Source organism: Clostridium sp. YIM B02500 (assembly GCF_022324665.1).
GTDB classification, from domain to species: domain Bacteria; phylum Bacillota; class Clostridia; order Clostridiales; family Clostridiaceae; genus Clostridium; species Clostridium beijerinckii.
Window position 1 is genome coordinate 20,768 of sequence record NZ_JAKGTE010000044.1, and the last position, 19,699, is coordinate 40,466.

At 29.9% G+C, this 19,699-nt stretch carries 16 protein-coding genes and 2 tRNA genes; 15 read left to right on the forward strand and 3 right to left on the reverse strand.

Annotated elements, in window-relative coordinates; all coding sequences use genetic code 11:
• Positions 1-156 precede the first annotated feature (156 nt).
• Together L1S46_RS23705 and L1S46_RS23710 are read left to right on the forward strand one after the other, a co-directional pair.
• Entirely contained in the window at positions 157-2,562 is a 2,406-nt protein-coding gene (locus L1S46_RS23705; RefSeq protein WP_238901155.1) for a triple tyrosine motif-containing protein, read from the forward strand.
• A 46-nt stretch (positions 2,563-2,608) separates the two neighbouring features.
• Positions 2,609-3,421 (forward strand): lytic transglycosylase domain-containing protein, encoded by an 813-nt coding sequence (locus L1S46_RS23710; RefSeq protein WP_238901156.1) that lies wholly within the window; start codon positions 2,609-2,611, stop codon positions 3,419-3,421.
• 411 nt (positions 3,422-3,832) lie between these two features.
• Here L1S46_RS23710 and L1S46_RS23715 read toward each other — a convergent pair whose 3' ends face one another.
• Both L1S46_RS23715 and L1S46_RS23720 read right to left on the reverse strand, forming a co-directional pair.
• The gene (locus tag L1S46_RS23715; protein ID WP_171787317.1) at positions 3,833-4,549 is read right to left on the reverse strand and encodes a pseudouridine synthase; all 717 of its coding nucleotides are present in this window, start codon (positions 4,547-4,549) and stop codon (positions 3,833-3,835) included.
• 216 nt (positions 4,550-4,765) lie between these two features.
• Positions 4,766-5,431 (reverse strand): NAD(P)H-dependent oxidoreductase, encoded by a 666-nt coding sequence (locus tag L1S46_RS23720; RefSeq protein ID WP_238901157.1) that lies wholly within the window; start codon positions 5,429-5,431, stop codon positions 4,766-4,768.
• Between the two features lie 134 nt (positions 5,432-5,565).
• Between L1S46_RS23720 and L1S46_RS23725 the strand changes: the two genes are divergently transcribed.
• From L1S46_RS23725 to L1S46_RS23760, 8 genes are all read left to right on the forward strand, one after another.
• The gene (locus L1S46_RS23725; protein WP_011967696.1) at positions 5,566-5,910 is read left to right on the forward strand and encodes a helix-turn-helix domain-containing protein; all 345 of its coding nucleotides are present in this window, start codon (positions 5,566-5,568) and stop codon (positions 5,908-5,910) included.
• 142 nt (positions 5,911-6,052) lie between these two features.
• Positions 6,053-6,487, forward strand: a complete 435-nt coding sequence (locus L1S46_RS23730) for a MarR family transcriptional regulator (protein WP_238901158.1) — start codon at positions 6,053-6,055, stop codon at positions 6,485-6,487.
• Between the two features lie 64 nt (positions 6,488-6,551).
• Positions 6,552-6,773 (forward strand): NifU family protein, encoded by a 222-nt coding sequence (locus L1S46_RS23735; RefSeq protein WP_011967698.1) that lies wholly within the window; start codon positions 6,552-6,554, stop codon positions 6,771-6,773.
• A gap of 178 nt (positions 6,774-6,951) precedes the next feature.
• Positions 6,952-8,589 (forward strand): methyl-accepting chemotaxis protein, encoded by a 1,638-nt coding sequence (locus tag L1S46_RS23740; protein ID WP_238901159.1) that lies wholly within the window; start codon positions 6,952-6,954, stop codon positions 8,587-8,589.
• 260 nt (positions 8,590-8,849) lie between these two features.
• Positions 8,850-11,117 (forward strand): DNA helicase PcrA, encoded by a 2,268-nt coding sequence (gene pcrA / locus L1S46_RS23745; protein ID WP_041893711.1) that lies wholly within the window; start codon positions 8,850-8,852, stop codon positions 11,115-11,117.
• 19 nt (positions 11,118-11,136) lie between these two features.
• Positions 11,137-13,128: an NAD-dependent DNA ligase LigA gene (gene ligA / locus L1S46_RS23750; protein ID WP_238901160.1), complete on the forward strand. Its 1,992-nt coding sequence runs from the start codon at positions 11,137-11,139 to the stop codon at positions 13,126-13,128.
• 3 nt (positions 13,129-13,131) lie between these two features.
• Positions 13,132-13,404, forward strand: coding sequence for a hypothetical protein (locus L1S46_RS23755; RefSeq protein WP_017209848.1), 273 nt, complete (start codon positions 13,132-13,134; stop codon positions 13,402-13,404).
• A 165-nt stretch (positions 13,405-13,569) separates the two neighbouring features.
• A complete protein-coding gene (locus L1S46_RS23760; RefSeq protein ID WP_077855957.1) occupies positions 13,570-15,066 on the forward strand; it encodes an ABC transporter substrate-binding protein in 1,497 nt (498 codons plus the stop codon).
• Positions 15,067-15,206: 140 nt separating this feature from the next.
• Here the strand turns inward: L1S46_RS23760 and L1S46_RS23765 are convergent, their stop codons facing one another.
• Positions 15,207-16,946: a hypothetical protein gene (locus L1S46_RS23765; protein ID WP_238901161.1), complete on the reverse strand. Its 1,740-nt coding sequence runs from the start codon at positions 16,944-16,946 to the stop codon at positions 15,207-15,209.
• A 96-nt stretch (positions 16,947-17,042) separates the two neighbouring features.
• Here L1S46_RS23765 and L1S46_RS23770 point away from each other — a divergent pair, with 96 nt between their 5' ends.
• From L1S46_RS23770 to L1S46_RS23790, 5 genes are all read left to right on the forward strand, one after another.
• Positions 17,043-18,020: an AIR synthase family protein gene (locus L1S46_RS23770; RefSeq protein WP_238901162.1), complete on the forward strand. Its 978-nt coding sequence runs from the start codon at positions 17,043-17,045 to the stop codon at positions 18,018-18,020.
• Positions 18,021-18,233: 213 nt separating this feature from the next.
• Positions 18,234-18,845, forward strand: coding sequence for an XTP/dITP diphosphatase (locus tag L1S46_RS23775; protein WP_238901163.1), 612 nt, complete (start codon positions 18,234-18,236; stop codon positions 18,843-18,845).
• Between the two features lie 85 nt (positions 18,846-18,930).
• Positions 18,931-19,410 carry a metallophosphoesterase gene (locus L1S46_RS23780; RefSeq protein WP_077855961.1) on the forward strand — a complete coding sequence of 160 codons (480 nt, stop codon included), beginning with the start codon at positions 18,931-18,933 and terminating at the stop codon, positions 19,408-19,410.
• Positions 19,411-19,535: 125 nt separating this feature from the next.
• Positions 19,536-19,611: transfer RNA gene (locus tag L1S46_RS23785), tRNA-Pro, on the forward strand.
• 17 nt (positions 19,612-19,628) lie between these two features.
• Positions 19,629-19,699, forward strand: a tRNA-Gly gene (locus L1S46_RS23790).

A 19,699-nucleotide genomic window follows, 5' to 3' on the forward strand; every position in this document is an offset into this window, starting at 1 on the left:
TATAAAAAAACAACCTTACTAACATATGAGTTTATATAGGCATTTATGATATAATCAAATAAAAAATAAACTGAAGTTATTTACAAAAAATGGTATAAATGTATAATATAATAATAAGGATCATTTTGAGAATTGGTATGAGAGGAGTATGAATTTATGGAGGAACTTCAGTTAAAGTATGTTGAGATAGCTTTTGATAAGCAAACACCGCAAAAAGTTGGCACGGAGATAAATATATCTGGTAAAATAGATGGGGAAATAGAAAATTTAGAATATAAATTTATTGTTGGCAAAGGTGGGGTTTGGAATACTATACAAGAATTTTCAGAAAAAAATTATTGCATATGGAAACCTAGAAGAGAAGGGGAGTATATGGTTATGGTACAAGCCAGAGAGAGGGATGGAAAAAAACCTTTAGACTATTTAGCCAAAGAGGACTATTCCATAGTGACAGAGGAAGTGAGTAATACTGTGGATAAAGAGACTAGTATTCAAGATGTTACTAATGATGAAGAAATTAAAAACGCTTGCAATGATAAAGAAAGTAATTTGCTAGCGTCTGAAAAAGAAGATCCTATTTTATGCAATATTGAATTTAAAGAGGCAATGAATAGTATAGAAGACAATGTGGTGTTTCTTGAAGTTAAAGAAATTTCTAGAGCAGAAAAAGAAGTATTAATATCAAATAGCTATGCTGATGAAGAAATATCATCTTCTAATGATACCAAAGAAGTTGAAGATATAGTAGATAATACTCAATATAATGAAGAAGTTCTAAATAAAATATTAATTGAAAACAATGCTCAAATAGAACAGAGTTTTATAAAAGATATCCGTATAGATAAAGAGGAAATAAAAGTTGGAGAAAAATGTTGTATTGAAGTAAAGACAGATGATGAGAATGTATATTTATATAGATATTATATAAAAAAGAATAATGAATGGGATATAATTAAGGATTATGATAAAAGTAATATTTTAAAATATACAGCAAACGAGTCGGGAAATAAAGAATTTTTAATTCAGTGCAAAAGAATGGATTCTACTGAAACTTTTGAAGACCATAGAATTATCACACTAAAAGTGAGAGAAATTGATAAAGTAGAAATAACCAATTTTAAATGTTTAAATAACTCATTAATAGCGGGAGAAAAGCTTGGTTTTATAGTAGAAACAAATATTGAAGAATCTGTTAGTAATGAAGATATAGTATTACTGTATAAATTTTATAAAATATATAAAGATGGAAAATCAATTTGTATACAAGACTATTCAACCAAAAATAATGTGTATTATAAGGAAACAGAAGCGGGTAGCTACAGAATTTTATGTCTAGTAAAAAGCATATTTTCAAATAAAGAATATGATGATAGAGCTATTTTAGTATATAGTGTTAAACTATATAAAACGATTAAGATTAATAATTTTGTAGCTGATTCGAATTCTCCTAAGATAAGTGGAAGTAGTATAAAGTTTGCTTCAGAAATAGAAGGTGGAAACAAAGTTATATATAGATACCAGGTTAATGGACCCATTAAAGAGGACACGGGCTTTATAGAAAAGAGTGAATTTGTATGGAAACCATCTGAAGCTGGAGAATATGACATTATACTTTATGTTAAGGATATTAATTACAAAGGTGACTATGAGGATTTAAAAAGAATTACATTTAATATTGAGAAAAAGAGCGAAAAGCCAGTAAAGATTTTAGATATTGTAGTTGATAAAGAAAAGAAGATTATTGCGGGAGAACCCGTTAATATAACGGTAAACGCTGAAGGTGGAATAAAGCTCCAATATGCATTCACAATTAGAAAAGATGGAAGAAGGTTAGAAGGAGTAGATTATAATAAATCTAACTGGATTAATTTTATTCCTAACCAGGCAGGAGAGTATGAAGTAGAAATAAGACTTAAGGATAAGTACTCAGATAAATCTTATGATGCCCAAACAGTTATATATTTGAAGGCGCTAGAATATCTACCGGGTGAAATAGATTATATAATATTACCTTATAAGGAAACACATTTAATTGGAGAACCCGTGGAATTTGAATGCATTGTTCAAAATACACAGAATACTCTATTGAAATATGAAACTAAAATTAATGGACATTCTATTGAGAAAACAGAGTTCTCAAAAAATAAAAAGTTGAGATTTATACCTAAAACTGCTGGTAAATACACTATAGAAGTTTATGCTAAGAATGTTAAATGTACTAGTGAGTATGATTCTAAGAAGCAGATAAACTTGTATGTAAGTGAGGCGTCCCCTGTAATAGAAACTAATATAATAGCAAATACACTAGAAGGCCATGTAAATGAGGAACTTACATTTGAAGCTATAAGCAGAGGCGGGAAAAATGTTTGCTATGAATTTTATTTAATGGAGAATAATGAGTGGAGAAAGGTGCAAGCATATAGTAGAAAGCATTATTATAGTTTTATGCCATTTACTCAAGGGAAATATAAAATTTTAGCTTTAGCCAAAAGTTATTATAAAAAAGTTAGTTATGAGGATTATGCTGAAGTAACATTTTATGTTAAAGGTTTAAAAGGATAACTCGAAAATAAACATAGGATAAATTTTGGAGAAAGGTTGTTTAAGTATGGCGATAGATGGTTTAGATAAAATGTCAAATGATCAATTATTAGCAATGAATATGCTAAGCAATGGACAAGTAACAAATGATTCTGATTCGGATTCTACTAATAGCACGAGTGGTGAAAAAGATTTAGCATTTCAACTAGTTATGAAAAATCTCTTGGAATCATCAAAAAAATCTAAAGAAAATGGTAATGCTGAATCAAATGGGAATACAAAGGAAGTAAAAGGTGAAACAACCAGCAGTGAGAAATTAGATTCAAAGGAGAATATAAATTTAAATAATGCAGCTAGAGTAGGACAAACATATGTGACAGGACAAAACTTAGAGGAAATACCAATGGTTTTAACTAATAATTATATAGGTTTTACAAGAAATTCTGAATCTGCATTATCTAATAAAAGTGGAGCTGATATTAAGAAAATATATTCGGCTGTAGATGATGCGGCTAAAAAATATGGAGTAGATCCTAATCTAATATTAGCTGTAATTAAGCAGGAGTCTGATTTTGATCCTAATTCAACATCTGGTGTCGGAGCTGCTGGATTAATGCAGATAATGCCAGAAAATTTTTCACATTTAGGTATAACTGATGGATATGATGTTGAGCAAAATGTTAACGGTGGAACTAAGTTGCTTAAAGAATATTTAGATAAATACAATGGAAGTTCAGAGTTGGCTCTTATGGCATACAATGGAGGACCTGGAACTATGCAAAGAAGAGGTGTATCATCAGCTTCTGACTTATATAAAATGCCACAAGAAACTCAGAACTATGTTCCGAAGGTAATGGGGTACTATAGAGATGGAATCTAGAATGTTTTACATTCTAGATTTTTTAAGGAATAAAATAATTATAATCATATAAAAACTGCATCAAAAAAACCATCAGTAATATTTAGATGACTTTTTTCATGCAGTTTCTTTGCTGTTTGTTAATATTGTTAACAATATGTACATTTTCAAGTTAAATTTATTTTGTTATCGTATTCAAATGTTAGGTAAATGTTTTCAAAAGACCATAATAAAAAACGCAACCCTTGGGGCTAGGTTGCGCTTTAGCAATAAGCAATAAGCAATAAATAAAAAGGGGGCTATATATTCCTTTTATTTATCCTTGCAAGAATATTATAGGGTATTATTATTAATAATGCAAGTGATTTAATAAAAAATGTGAATATTTTTGAAAGAAATGAATTATTTTATTGCAAAATTATTTAATATTCGTTAATAGCTCTTTAAAAGGCTTAATTCTTCATCTGTTAATTCTCTATATTCGCCTTCTTCTAAATCTGGATCTAATAATAACCCACCGAACTCTTCTCGTTTAAGATAAATTACCTTTTTTCCAACCGCTTCAAACATTCTTTTTACTTGGTGGAATTTACCTTCTTGAATTGTAAGCCTTATTTCAGATCCATCGTTACTGCTCGATAATATCTCAAGATTAGCTTCTAAACATTTATACCCATCATCTAAAGTAATTCCATCCTTAAAGGCTTTTATATCTTTTTCATCAACGCTTTTATCTATTTCAGCATAATATACTTTATCAACATGCCATTTAGGTGAAATCAATCTATGGTTTAATTCACCATCATTAGTTAATAACAATAATCCAACAGTATCTTTATCTAATCTACCAATAGGAAATGGGTCAAAAACCTGATGTTCTAGGTTTAATAAATCAATAACTGTTTCATCTCTATTATCATGGGTAGCTGATATAACTCCATCTGGCTTATTCATCATTAGATATATGTATTTACGATATAGTACTTCTTCACCATTAATTTTTATAACAGATTTTTCAGGGTCAACAAGCATGGCGCTATCTTTTACTATTAGACCATCAACTTCTATAATTCCCTTTTTGGCAAAAGATTTAACATCTTTTCTGCTTCCGTATCCTAAATTAGAAATTACTTTATCTAATCTTTCCAAATTATTCACTCCAATCGTTTGTTTACTTTAATTTATACATTGATTTATTGTACCATAATAATAAATATCTTAACACATGCATATATAACTTGTAATTTATCTACTTCATTTTTATTTTTAATAAAACTAGTAGGATTTATACAAATTATAATATTTATAAAAGAAAACCATGCATAAATGAAATTATTTCATATGCATGGTTTTCTTTCAATAGATTTATATCCACTGTACAATAGAATTTAATGGCTGTCTTGTTTTTTCATGTGGTTCTTTGGCACGGTATCCAAAGCTAGCCATAACTGAGACACCAAAGTGTTCAGTATCTAAAATACCTTCATTTTTAAGAATTTCTTCTACTTTTTCAATATTAAATCCTTCAATTGGGCATGAATCAATTTGCAAGAAAGCTGAAGCAGTTAGCATGTTTGCTAGAGCAATGTAAGTTTGTTTACTTGCCCAGTCAAAAATTGCACGATCACTTTCAAGTAAATTGAAATCATTCTTCTCAAAGCTTTCGAAAGCTGATTTTCTTTGATTGGCTACATCTTCAGGAAGATTTTGAACTTCAGACATAATTTTAGTTATATATTCAGAATTATAAATTGTATCAACTTTTTTACGAGCAAGAAGAATTACAAAGTGACTAGCCCCATTAAAGCTATTCTGAGCTCCCCAAGATACAGGAAATAATTTTTCTTTAAGAGATTTATTTTGAACTACAAGGAATTTCCAAGGTTCAAAACCGAATGAGCTTGGAGAAAGGCGCCCAGCTTCTAATATAGTATTAAAATCTTCTTCAGATACTGTTTTTGTAGGGTCAAATTGCTTACAAGCATGACGAAATTGAAATGCATCTATAATTTCTTTGTTTTTGTTATTCATTTAAAAACCACCTCTTATCTAAGTATAAGTTGAGTCTAACACACTTGGATACTTCATTGAAGTACGCACAAATTTGATATATAATATAAATGAACTTACCTAAGTATCTATTTTATACTAAAGGAGCTAAAAGTATGCATGAACAAGTTATATATCCAGATTGCCCCAATCATCCATGCCCAGTAGAGACAACACTAAATATAATTAGTGGTAAGTGGAAGGGCATTATTTTATATCGTTTATTAGGCGGCAAGAAACGATTTAATGAATTAAAGAAATTGATTCCAAATGTTACACACAGAACATTAACACTTCAATTGCGTGAACTTGAAAGAGATAAAATATTAAAACGTACAGTTTATGCGGAAGTTCCTCCAAGAGTTGAATATGAGTTGACGGTTCTTGGCCAGTCTATGTCACCGATAATTAAATCTATGTATGATTGGGGGCTGAATTATCAATCAGAATTAAAGTCTTAGAAAAGAAATAAAATATTTAATTAGCGTTTTAATGAGAATAAAAATTTAAGACTATATTAAAATAATAAAATAAAAAAAGCATTGACAAAAAAATATTAAAATTCTATAATTAATTCGTACCCGAACGAACGAGGTGGTAAAAATGAAAAACAAATGTATCGTTGGAAGAATGAGTATAATTGTTGAAGCGTCCAACAAATTTTTGACAAAAAAAATAAAGGATGAGCGACTACCTATATTGCAAAATCACGCAGCACTATTTGATATATTACCTGAAGATGGTTCGAAGTTGCTTTTTAATGAAATAGCAAGCACATGGAAAATATCAAAATCATCTTTATCTGACATCATAAATAAGTATGAGAGTCAGGGGTTAATAAACAAGTGCATGTGTAGCGAAGATAAGAGAAGTGTATATATAAGTTTGACTCCTGAAGCTGTAGTTATAAAGCAAGAACTTCAAGTTATGGAAAGAGAATTTCTAGATATAATATTAAAAGATTTTGGTGAAGATGAAAAAAAGGTCTTTGAAGATAATATAGATAAAGCTCTTAAAAATATAATAAAAATGCTCTAAAGGCATTTTTTTTAAATAGATAATTCGTACGCGTACGAAGAATATAAGAGAAGGAGTGTAGATTATGAAAGAATTAATAATGAAATCACTAGATAAAATTAGACCAATGCTGCAAAGAGACGGAGGGGACGTTGAATTAGTGGATGTGAGCAACGATGGAGTTGTAAGTGTAAAAATGCAAGGGGCTTGTGGAAATTGTCCAGGAGCAATGATGACAATAAAAATGATTATTGAGCAAAAATTAAAGGAAGAGGTTCCTGGAGTTACAGAAGTCATAGGAGTGTAAAACTAAAGAGTTTAATAAGTTAATGTAAATAAAATGTTTTTAAAGTTGGCATATACTTCGTACGCGAACGAAGTATATGCTGAAAAGATTCGTTCGGGTACTAAATGAAATATAAAAAACATATAGAAATTATAATTAAGATATTAAGGTAGATACTAAAATATTAGGGAGGGGTAATATGTTTAATTCAATAAGAAAAAGATTAATCTTTAATTTTGTTTTAATAGCAGCAATAATAACTTTAATTTGTATAACTTTCTTTTCATACCAAATGGTAAATGGAATACAAAACCAAATGAAAGCAGATGGAATTATTTTAGTTAATAATATAAAAGCAAATATAGAAAGTGTAGGAGTTACAAATACAGATAAAATACAGGGAATAATAGATCAAACATATAAATATTCAGATGGAGAATTATGCTACATAGGTGTAATATCAAGTGATAAGACTCTTGTTGCAGGAACATCGAAGGAATCAATTGGAGAGAAGATTGATTCAACAGGATTAGATGCAGTATTTAAAGGTGATACAGGAGCATATATGTACGAATGGAAGGGGACTCCTGCATATAATGTAACAGTTCCTGTCAAAGACGGAGATGATATAGGATATGCTCTTTCAATCGGAATTTCTGTTGATAACATGCAAAAGTCTATTAGAAGCACTATTATAAAAAGCATAATTTATGCCATAGTAGTATTGATATTAGCAGCTGTTGTAGGAGTATATATAGGAAGGCGAATTGCGAAACCTATAGAAATTATTAAGGATGTTATTGAAAAAGCAGGGAATGGAGATTTTACAGCAGAATATAAAATTACAGGTAAAGACGAAATAGGAAAATTAGCAGCTGCAAGTAGTAAAACTAGAAAGAGCATGAGGGAGCTTGTTAGAAAAACAAAAGTAATATCAGAAAGTTTGGCTAAACTATCAAAGGATATTGAAATTGGTGGCAGCACTGTAGCATCCTCTAGTGAAGAAATCGCAACTTCAGTAACTAATGTATCTCAAGAAGGTATAAAGCAAGCAGAAGCGTTAGAAGAGGCTGTTAGCTTATTAGAAAGTTTTTCAGTAGATTTAGATAATGTGGATAATAAATTGACATTATTATCTGATGGTGGAAAAGTCATAAAAGAGGATACAAATAAGGGGGCAGAAACTATAAATAAGCTAGCGAACACTATTGATGATATGTTAAATTCATTTTCGGTATCAAGAGCGAAGGTTGAAAATTTAGATAAAACTATATCGCAGATTAATTCTATAGTTGATGTTATAAATGGAGTTGCCAAACAAACAAATCTTTTAGCATTAAATGCATCTATTGAGGCAGCAAGAGCAGGGGATGCTGGAAAAGGATTTTCAGTAGTGGCAGAAGAGATACGAAAGCTTGCAGAAGAGGTATTAAATTCATCAAAAAGTATAACTCAATTAATAAATACAGTCATGAAGGAGACTCATGATGTTTCTAATACTACAGAGGTCGTAACTAAAATAGTAGAAGAAAGTAAAAATGATATTAATACTGTAACAACCTCATTTAAAGGAGTTATTAGCAAGGTTAATAATATTCCTAGTGATATTAATATGGTTCATGTGGTACTTCAAGAAACTATGAAAGGAAGAAATAAGATCTTGAATACAGTTGAAAATATAGCTTCAAAATCACAAGAAATATCAGCCCTTTCAGAAGAGGTTACAGCAGCTACAGAAGAGCAAGCAGCTATAACAAATGAATTTTCTATAACAGCAAAAAAACTAGTTAATATTTCATCGGTATTAGAAAAAGACATCTTAAACTTTAGAATATAGTTCCTTATATTGTTGAAGTATAAAAGTTAGAGTGATTAATATATGATGGGTAAAAGTATTAAATTACTAAGTAATGCGTGAGTAACACTTGATTAAAAATATCAAGTGTTTTTTTATTCCTAAAAATTTATAATTTCGTTAATTAGATATAGACTAACCTAGAATATATGTAATTAAAATAATATTTTAGTTAGGTTAATGATTTAAACATAAGCACATATGGTATAATATTTAAGGATTGGGAAAGGAGGAATAAGTAAATGGATTTAAAATCATTACTTAATAAAGAACAATATGAAGGGGCAACTACAATTGATGGGCAGGTACTTATTTTAGCTGGAGCTGGTTCAGGTAAAACAAGAGTTTTGACACATAGAATGGCACACATGATTGAAGATTTAGATATTGCACCTTATAGTATATTAGCTATTACTTTTACAAATAAGGCAGCAAAGGAAATGAAGGATAGAGTTAAGGCACTTATTGGTGAAAGAGCAGAAAATATGTGGATATCCACTTTCCATTCAACTTGTGTTAGGATACTAAGAAGAGAGATAGATAAGATAGGCTACAAAAGTAGTTTTACTATATACGATAGCTCAGATCAAAAGACATTAGTTAAAGAGTGTATGAAAACACTTAATATTAATGATAAAGATATAACAGAACAAGAGATAATGGGAAAGATAGGAAAAGCTAAAGATAGAATGCAAAGTGTTAGAAGCTTTATGTTAGAAAATGAAGCTAACTTTAGGGAAAAGAAAATTGCAGATGTTTATGAAATGTACCAAAAGAGGTTAAAAGAAAACAACGCGTTGGATTTTGATGATTTAATTTTCAAAACAGTTGAGCTTTTCAAAAATAATCCTGAAGTATTGGAGTTTTACCAAAATAAATTCAAATATATAATGGTTGATGAGTATCAGGATACTAATGGCGCTCAATATGAGTTGGTTAAATTACTTGCTTCAAAATATAAGAACATATGTGTTGTTGGAGATGACGATCAGTGTATTTACCAGTGGAGAGGTGCGGATATTCAAAATATACTAGATTTTGAAAAAGATTATCCGGGAGCTAAAGTAATTAAGCTAGAACAAAATTATAGATCAAAAGGAAATATACTAAGCGCAGCTAATGTGGTAATTGTTAATAATGCAAATAGAAAAAGCAAAGTATTAAGGACTGAACAAGAACCAGGAAATAAAATCAAAATATATAGGGCCTATGCTGATAGTGATGAAGGGGACTTTGTTAGTAAACAAATCTTAGATATAAAGAATAAAGAAGATAAAAATTACAATGACTTTGCTATACTATACAGAACAAATGCTCAGTCGAGAATTTTTGAAGAAAGTTTTAGAAGGAAGGGAGTCCCTTATAAAATAGTAGGAGGCACAAGATTCTATGACAGAAAAGAGATAAAAGATGTATTAGCATATTTAAAAGTTATTGTTAATCCTCAAGATGATATTAGCATTAGAAGAATAATAAATGTACCTAAGAGGAGCATTGGTGATGCAACTGTTGCAAAGGTTCAAGAATTTGCAAGCAGCTTTGAGTTTGATTTATGGGACGCATTAGCTGAAGTAAGGAGCATTCCAACATTAACGTCAAGAAATGTTTCAACAATTGAACCCTTTGTTGCGCTCATGGAAAATTTCATGGAACTCAGTGAGACAGTCCCTGTTTCAGTACTTATTGAATCAATATTAAAAGATACTGGATATCTAAAACAATTACAGGAATCAAATGAAATTGAAGACAAGAGTAGAATTGAAAATTTAAAAGAGCTTGTTTCAGATGCAGCTGATTTTGAAAAGAACAATGAAGACAAATCGTTATCTGCTTATTTAGAGAGAGTTTCTCTAGTTCAGGATACAGATAAGATTGAAGAGGAAGATGATGCAGTAGTATTAATGACAATCCATAGTGCAAAGGGGTTGGAGTTCCCCGTTGTATTTATGGTTGGTATGGAAAATGGTATTTTTCCAGGGAATGCGTCATTTGAAAAAGAATCAGAGATGGAAGAGTCAAGAAGATTATGTTATGTTGGTATAACTAGAGCAAAACAGACATTGTTTATGACTTCGGCAGAGGTTAGAAGAGTATTTGGTAAAACAGTAGCATATCCTCAATCTGATTTTATTAATGAAATAAAGCCAGACTTAAAAGAATATGTTGGAGTTAAAAAGGAAAGTGCTAAAAGCAGGGAGAAGATTATGCAAAGCAATTCCTACACTAACCCACACAGTTTAAGAAATAGTGTTACAGGTAATAGAGCATATACTCTTAATAATGGCGGGATTAATAATGTAATTGATAGAAGTACTATGAATGAAATGGCTAAAGAATATATATCTGTTAGTGAAGCAACCCTTGGAAGAAAGGTAATTCATGAAAAGTTTGGAAAAGGAACAATTGTGGCTGTCCAGGATTCAGGTAACGATAAGAAATTAACGGTTGCGTTCGATAAACAAGGTGTTAAGTCATTATTATTATCTTTTGCAAAACTTAAAATGATTTAGTGGAGATTTGGAGGCTAATATGGATAAGATTGAAAGAATAAAAGAACTTGTTGAAAAGTTAAATAGATATTCATATGAATATTATTCTTTAGATAGTCCATCTGTAAGCGACAAGGACTATGATGAAAAATACTACGAACTTCAAGAGCTAGAAAGAGAAATGGAATATGTACTTCCTTATTCGCCTACATTAAGAGTTGGGGATGTAGTGCTAGAAGGATTTAGGAAGTATACACATAAAGCAAGGCTTTGGAGCCTAGATAAAGCGCAAAGTTTGCAAGAAATTATAGATTGGCATAATAGAAATGTTAAGTTTGTAGAAGAGGCTAGGGGCAGAGGAGAAAATCTGCCTGATCTAAAGTATGTTGTTACAAAGAAATTTGATGGATTAACAATTAACTTAACATATAATACTGAAGGTATACTTGAAATAGCTGCAACAAGAGGAACAGGAAGTATTGGTGAAGAAGTTACAGCACAGGTCAAAACAATAAAATCAATTCCACTTAAAATTAATAGCAATGATATTTTAGAAGTTCATGGAGAAGCTATTATGACGCAAGAAGCGTTTAATAAATATAATGAGACTTCTGATACACCACTAAAGAACTTAAGAAATGGGGCTGCAGGCGCTTTAAGAAACTTAAATGTAAAAGAAACTGCACGAAGGAATCTTTCGGCTTTCTTTTATGATGTAGGCTATAAAGAAGGAACTCCATTTAAGACTTATATGGAAATGATGGAGTTTATAAAACGGCAAGGGCTCCCTGTTGATGATTATATAAGGGTATGTACGTCTATAGAAGAAATTGAGAAAGAGATAGATTATGTAAGAGATATTAGATTTGATTTAAATTATGATATAGATGGATTAGTAATTGCAATAGATGATATTAGAACAAGAGAATTGATAGGATATACAGTAAAGTTCCCTAAATGGGCGATTGCATTTAAATTTGAAGCCCAAGAAGCAACAACTAAACTTTTAGATGTTGAATGGAATGTTGGAAGAAGTGGTAGAGTTGGTCCAACAGCAATATTAGAACCAGTGGAACTTGCAGGCGTTACTGTTAAAAGAGCGACTTTAAATAATATGGATGATATTGCGAGAAAAGGTGTTAGAATTGGTGCAGAAGTATTTGTAAGAAGAAGTAACGATGTTATACCAGAGATAATGGGGATAGTACCAGAATCTTTAGAAGGTTCAGAGGAAATATCAGTTCCAGAAGTTTGTCCTGCTTGTGGCAGTCATTTAGTGTTAAATGGAGCTCATTATTTTTGTGAAAATACTTTATCTTGTAAGCCTCAATTAGTTAAAACTATAGTTCATTATGCTTCAAGAGAAGCAATGAATATAGCTGGTTTTTCAGAAAGAACAGCGGAACAACTATTTGAAAAACTTAATATTAAATCTATTTCTGATTTGTATAAACTGAAAGAAGAGGATTTAATAGGATTAGAAAAGTTTGCAGCTAAGAAAGCGCAAAATCTTCTGGAAGCTATCGAAAAAAGTAAAGATTGTGAGTTATACGCATTTATATATGCCTTAGGAATTCCAAATGTAGGAGTAAAGACTGCAAAAGATTTAGTTAGCAGATTTGAATCTATAGAAGGCTTGAAAAATGCAACCTTTGAAGAACTCGTTGGAGTTCAGGATGTCGGAGATATAGTTGCTCAAGGGGTTTTGGCATTCTTTAAAGAGGAAAAGGTTTTACAAACAATTGAAGAATTATTATCTCTAGGTGTCAGTCCTAAATATGAAGAAAAAGAAGTGATAGCAAGTGCTTTTGAAGGAAAGACTGTTGTTGCAACTGGTTCACTTAAAAATTATTCTAGAACTGAGATAAAAGATAAACTTGAAAGCTTAGGAGCAAAGGTTGCAGGAAGTGTTAGTAAAAAAACGGATTATGTAATAGCAGGAGAAGCTGCAGGATCAAAATTAACTAAAGCAGAGGAACTAGGAATCAAGATCCTTTCGGAAGATGAGTTTGAAGAAATGCTAAGGAGGTAGAGTATGAAAAAATTAATAAATTTGCTTGAATTTATATCAGCTTTTATAACAAGCATCTTAATAATTTGTACTTTTTTGACAACATATCAATTTTATTATGTTGGTCAGATTTTTAATTCATACTTACCGATACAACTTGGAGTCTGTATCACTATGGCAATTTTAGCAATTAGGTTTCTTATTAACGAGACAGGAAAAAAGAGAATAGTATATTGTATCTTAAGCTTTTTAATATCAATTTCTTTAATTTTCTTTATGATAAATTTAATTAAGTAATAAAATATTGATTAAAACCAACTTAGCAGCTGTTGATTTGCAACAGAAGTTTTTGATTAAGGAACTGACTCAAAGTTATTTAAAAACATTTGAGTCAGTTTTTTGATTAGACAAAGTAAATTGTGGAAATAATTCTTAATATAAATTAAGGCAAAGGGTGTAATTATGAAAAGAATTTTTTTCTATGCAATTATGTTAAGTTTTATAATATTATTTTGTTTAGGATTTGTGAACAAAGAAAGTAACAATTTATCTACTGATGATTCGCAAGAAGCAATAAGTTATGGTATAAATGAGATCCCAGAAGATTTAGAAAAGGTTACTAATTTATCTAAACGCCATGAGGACATTATATGTGCAGTAAGCAAAGGGCTGGTTTCTAAAGATGTGGATAATAAAATAGTACCATCTTTGGCAAGTGAAATTACAAAAAGCAAGGATGGCATTCAATATGAGTTTAAAATTAGAGATGATATTTTTTGGAGTGACGGAAGTAAAATAACTCCCAATGATATAGCTACTTTTTTTAAAGAGCTACTTAAAGAAGAAGATGAAGAAAATATACAAGCATTGCTTAATGTTTATGGAGCAAAAGAATTCAGAGATGGGAAAGTTGTATATGAAACTGGAGTTGCAATAAAAGGAAATGAGAATTCTGTTATCATTAGATTGAATAAAGCGGATGATAATTTCTTAAGCGAATTGACCAAACCACAGTATACACTAAGAAAATATTTAATAATGTGGCGTAATATGAAAAATAGTTACAATACACTAATTTACTCTGGTGATTATAAGATTGATTCATTTAACAAAGATCAGGTTGTCTTAAAAAGAAATGAGAATAATAATAAAAGTGGTATAGATACTATTAAAATATTAAATGATGATAGTGTAGAAACATCTATGGCATCATATGAAGTCAAAGAAAGGGATATTGTAATAAATCCACCAGAAAGTGAACTTAATAAATTATCAGAGCAGAAAAAATTAATAACACTTCCAGAGACAAAAGGAACATATTTAGTCATTAACAGTAAAAGTAACTCTATTCCTCTTCAAGGAAGAAGAGATATTTATAATGATGTATGTAAAGCTACAGAATCGTATCAAAATTCAAATAATAAAGAATTTGAACTTGCAGAGGGAAGTTTTTTTAGGGAGGATAAACAGGACCTAACAAAATTGCAAGCAAGGAAAGTTATTAGCAATAAAGAAGGTGAATGGAACAAACCTAAGATATTAACATTACTATGTGAAGATACTGATGAGAATAGAATTTTATGTAGAACAATCGAAGACTGGTTTAAAAATAATACAAATATAACAATAAAATATAGTTTAGTAAAAGAAGAATTCGAAGATGAAGAATTGAAAAAAAGATACGATATGATTTTGGTTAATAATAATGCCAATTCATCTGACAAAACAGATTTTTATAATAACTTTAAAAAATATCTAACTGAAGACCAGAATAAATTGTTGGAAAAGTTATTAATCACTAAGAATAATGGAGATTATTCAAGCTTAGAAGAAAATCTATTTGATAACTACGATATTCTTCCGTTGGTGTTTTATAATGAAAATATAGCAATTTCTGATAAGATATCTGATCTAAAATTAGATGGAAATGGTAATATAAATTTTGCTACAATACAATAGCAATAGTCTTAAGGTTAAGATTAATGATTGTCTAGAGCATATGTTTTCAATACAACGTATTATAACTATCCTTATATGTAAATCTTATATTTTGATTTACATATAAGGATAGTTTTTTGTCATATCCATATCTATGAATCTTAAAACTTTTTCTTACTGTGTGGATGTTGTGCTTTATTTTTCTTTAGTTTTTTATTTTTAACAGAATGATTAATTTTAGTCGTACTATCATTATTTAATGAAGCTATATTAGTATTTTTTTTGAAAGTATTAAAGCTATTGAGTACAGGTTGTTTAAAGTCAACAGGATCTTCTGATTTTGATAAGTTTAATTGTGTCTTTAAGTTACTTACATTACTCTCTGGACTAGATGTAGCTAATGGATTATTAGAGTTATTTTCATTTGCGTCAGTTGTTGCAAAACCAGTATTTGAGTCAATAGAGCTATCTAAATCAGAGAGTCTTTCTAATCCTAATGGTGGGATAAATTCCATAAAATCTTCAACCATATCTTTAAGAAGGTAGATAATCATAAAGAAGTTGAATATATTTTTGCTACTATCAAAAGAAGTTCTTTTAGTAGTTAATGAATCTTTTTTCTTTGAATAACTTAAGCTTTTAACAAATACAGGAGCTAAACCTGTGCTTTTAGGAGTAGGTAATACTGGCATTCTAAAATATATCTCATCTAACATATCATCAGAACGTAGGCTTAATCTCTTATATCGTTCTACCTCGTCTAAGGTTGGTGCTTCAGGCCAACTTGTTAAAAGACCGCCGTTTACGAAGAATTTTCTATAAAGACCAGAAATAATAGGTCGTAGTTCTGAAATCCTATCTTCTTGAAATGAATACATAAGTAAACATAAAAGGTATAGATTAATTTCAATGCAAGAGTATTTACTATCTTTCTTATCAGACAATTTTATAAATATATTTTTATCTGTATCATATAAACCAATCAGTTTTTCAGTAATTTCTTTAGAAAATTCTTTAAAAGAAATTATTTCTGTATGTTTATAAGCTTCCATTAGACAGATAGAAAATAATGCACAATCATCTATAGAATCCATATAGTAATCTTTTTCTTGAAATTTAGAAATCAAAAAGTCACCCAAGTCTAAAATTAATTCTTTCGCATTTTGTGAACACGAATATTTATAATGAATATTTAGAGCGAGAAAAATTTGTATACATTCACTAAACGATAAATCATATAATACAGAATTATAAGTTTTAAACATATCTAGAATTTCGTTTGAAAATGCAGCATAATCTTTGCTAAGTTCATCGCTATCATTATAATGTGAGTATAGTAAGTAAGCAGCCATCATAAAAGCTTGATCTGAAAATTTAAATTTATCATCTTTATCTATTAAAGAAAATCCCTTAGAATTTCCATCAGATATATTTTTTTTATCTACAAATAAGCCTTCATTATTTCGTAAGTTTTCAGAATAGAATTGTAACTGCTCTCTAGCAAGGAATTTAAATGGTTTCTCAAGAGATACTATATTTCTTTTTCCATCACTATAATGTGAATAATATTCGCTTAATTCAAGTAAACATAAAGTCATAAGAGCACTAGTAGAAGGGCTTATTTCCTTTTTAAAACTTGCCTCATCAAAACTAGGGCTGCTTTTACTATGAATAAATAACGGTGAAGCTTTTCTGTATAAGCATAATAGTGGAGAAAAATTATTTAATATGCTAATATCTTCTATAGGAGATTTTTTTGAAGCTCTAGTTTGAGCTAAAATTCCGCATTTAGAGTTTAGAACCAAAGTCTTTATTGATTCTTTGGATAAGTAAAAAAGTTGACCACTAATTTCTTTTTGGGAAAGACTGTTCATCCTAAAAAATGGTCCTATATATCTCAATGTATAACACCTCTCATAAAATTCTCATCTTATTCATTAATATGAAATTTGTAAACAAAAAGTACATAAAATAAAAATAAAAGGAGATTTTTTATAATGAAGGAAGGAAAATTAGATTTCGAGGATTTGAGAAATATCATATTAAATAATAAAACAATTAAGAGAAAGGAGGTAAAGATTAGAAATGATGTTGGAGAAGATTGCTCTATTATTGATTTTGGAGAATATGAAGGAATATTTTCTACAGATCCGATAACAGGAGCAAGTGAGAATGTTGGGAAACTAGCAGTACATATTAATTGTAATGATATAGCATCAGCAGGTGGAGAGCCTATAGGTATTTTAGTTACAATATTAGCGCCAACATCATCAACATTACAAGAGATAAACGAAATCATGAAGGAAATTAATGAAGAAGCAGCTAAGATTAATGTAGAGATTATAGGAGGACATACAGAAGTAACAAGTGCAGTAAATAAGATGGTTATATCCGTAACAGTGATAGGAAAAAATTTAAAAGGTAAATCTGTAAAAACTGCAGGAGCGCAATTAGGAGATGACATAATAGTAACTAAAACATTAGGGTTAGAGGGCACATATATCTTAATAAATGACCATAAAGCAAGAATTGAGAAAATTTTATCAAAAGAAGAGATAGAATTTGGAAGTAATTTAATCAATAAGCTAAGTGTTCTTAGAGAAGGAAAAATAGGCGGAGAATTTGGCGTTAATTCAATGCATGATATAACAGAAGGAGGACTACTTGGAGGACTTTTTGAGGTTGCTATGGCATCAAATAAAGGCTTTAAAATATTTAAAGAGAAAATACCAATGTTGGATATAACTAAAAAGGTTTGCATGGAATTTAAAATAGATCCACTTAGGTTAATATCGTCTGGGAGTATGCTTATTACTACTAAAAATGGTGGAGGGTTTATAAAACTTCTAAATGAAAGTGGAATTGAGGCTAGTATAATAGGAAAGATATGTGAGAGTGGAGCATTATTAATAGATAATGATAATGAAATAGAGGTTGAACCACCTAAAAGAGATGAATTATTTAACATACAGTAAGAATTCTAAAAGATTAATGTGTTTTAAGTAATTTAGTTGTAGTTATATAAAAGTTATTTAGGAATATATAGCGTTAGTTAGGTTACTTAAAAATGAAAAAGTGATACTATTATTAGTGATAGAAAGGCAAAAGAACTAGTGATTTTAAAGCACCTTATAGGGTAATTATGGAATTTGAAATTTTTATTGTAAATGAGCAAAAGGAGATATATAATGAAAAAATTAATATTAGCTAGTAATAATAAGAAAAAGATTAAAGAAATGAAAGAAATATTAAAAGATATAGATATAGAAGTTAGATCATTGGAAGATGAGTGTATAAACATAGATGTAGTTGAAGATGGAAAAACATTTGAAGAGAATGCAAAAAAGAAAGCAAAGGAAATATATGAATATTTGTTAGAAAGAAAAGATAATAATTTTATTGTATTAGCAGATGATTCAGGGTTAGAGGTAAATTACTTAAATGGGGAGCCTGGAATTTATTCTGCTAGATATGCAGGGGAACATGGAAATGATTCGAAAAACAATGAAAAGCTTTTAAACAAGTTAAAAGGAGTTTTAAAAAGCAATAGAGGAGCTAAGTTTATTTGCCAATTAGCTATGTTTACAGATAAGGGGGAGTATTTTAAAGTTACAGGTGAAGTGGAAGGATATATTATAGAAGAACTACATGGAGATGGCGGATTTGGATATGATCCATTATTTTTCTACGAACCATTAGATAAAACTTTTGCTGAGTTAACTTCAGAGGAGAAAAATGAAATAAGTCATAGAGGAAAGGCATTAAAGGAATTAAAAAAGGTAATTATTAAACTAATTTAATTTATTTAGAAAGTCATTCTAGATAGATAGGTTCTTTACTATATAAGAGTTAAATGAATAATAATGCAGGAGGAGAAATTAAATTATGTTAATTGCAGTTGTAAGTGATACACATAGGATGACTAAATATATTAATTTGGCTAAGGGACTAATAAAGGATGCCGATATTTTGATACATCTAGGAGATAACATTGATGATGCGGAATTATTAGAAAATACTTTTAAAGGAAAAGTATATGCTGTTGCAGGTAATTGCGATTATTCAACTAAGTATCCAAAGGAATCTGTTATAGAAGTGAATGGAAAAAAGATATTTTTTACACATGGTGATCTGTATGGGGTAAAGAGTTCTATGAATAATATCTATTATAGGGGAAGAGAATTAAATGCTGACATTGTGTTATTCGGTCATACACATCAACAATTAGTAGAGAAAGAAGATGATATGATATTAATGAATCCAGGAAGTATATCATTACCTAAATTTAAAGGGAGATGTATAGGGTTTATAAACATCGATAATAATGGGGAAGTAGACGCATATTTAAAAGAAATTAGGGCATAATGATTAAATATTTAAATTTATTATGAAAAATTATAGAAAAGGTATTGACGAAACAGATTTGATATTGTAGAATAATCATTGTCGCTGAGAGATGAGTGACAAGTTAAAAAACTGGTTGAGATTCTCGGGGTGTGGCGCAGCTGGGAGCGCGCGTGGTTTGGGACCATGAGGTCGCAGGTTCAATCCCTGTCACCCCGACCATTAAAAGATTAATATTTGCGGGTATCGTATATCGGTAATACTCCAGCCTTCCAAGCTGGAAAGGTGGGTTCGATTCCCACTACCCGCT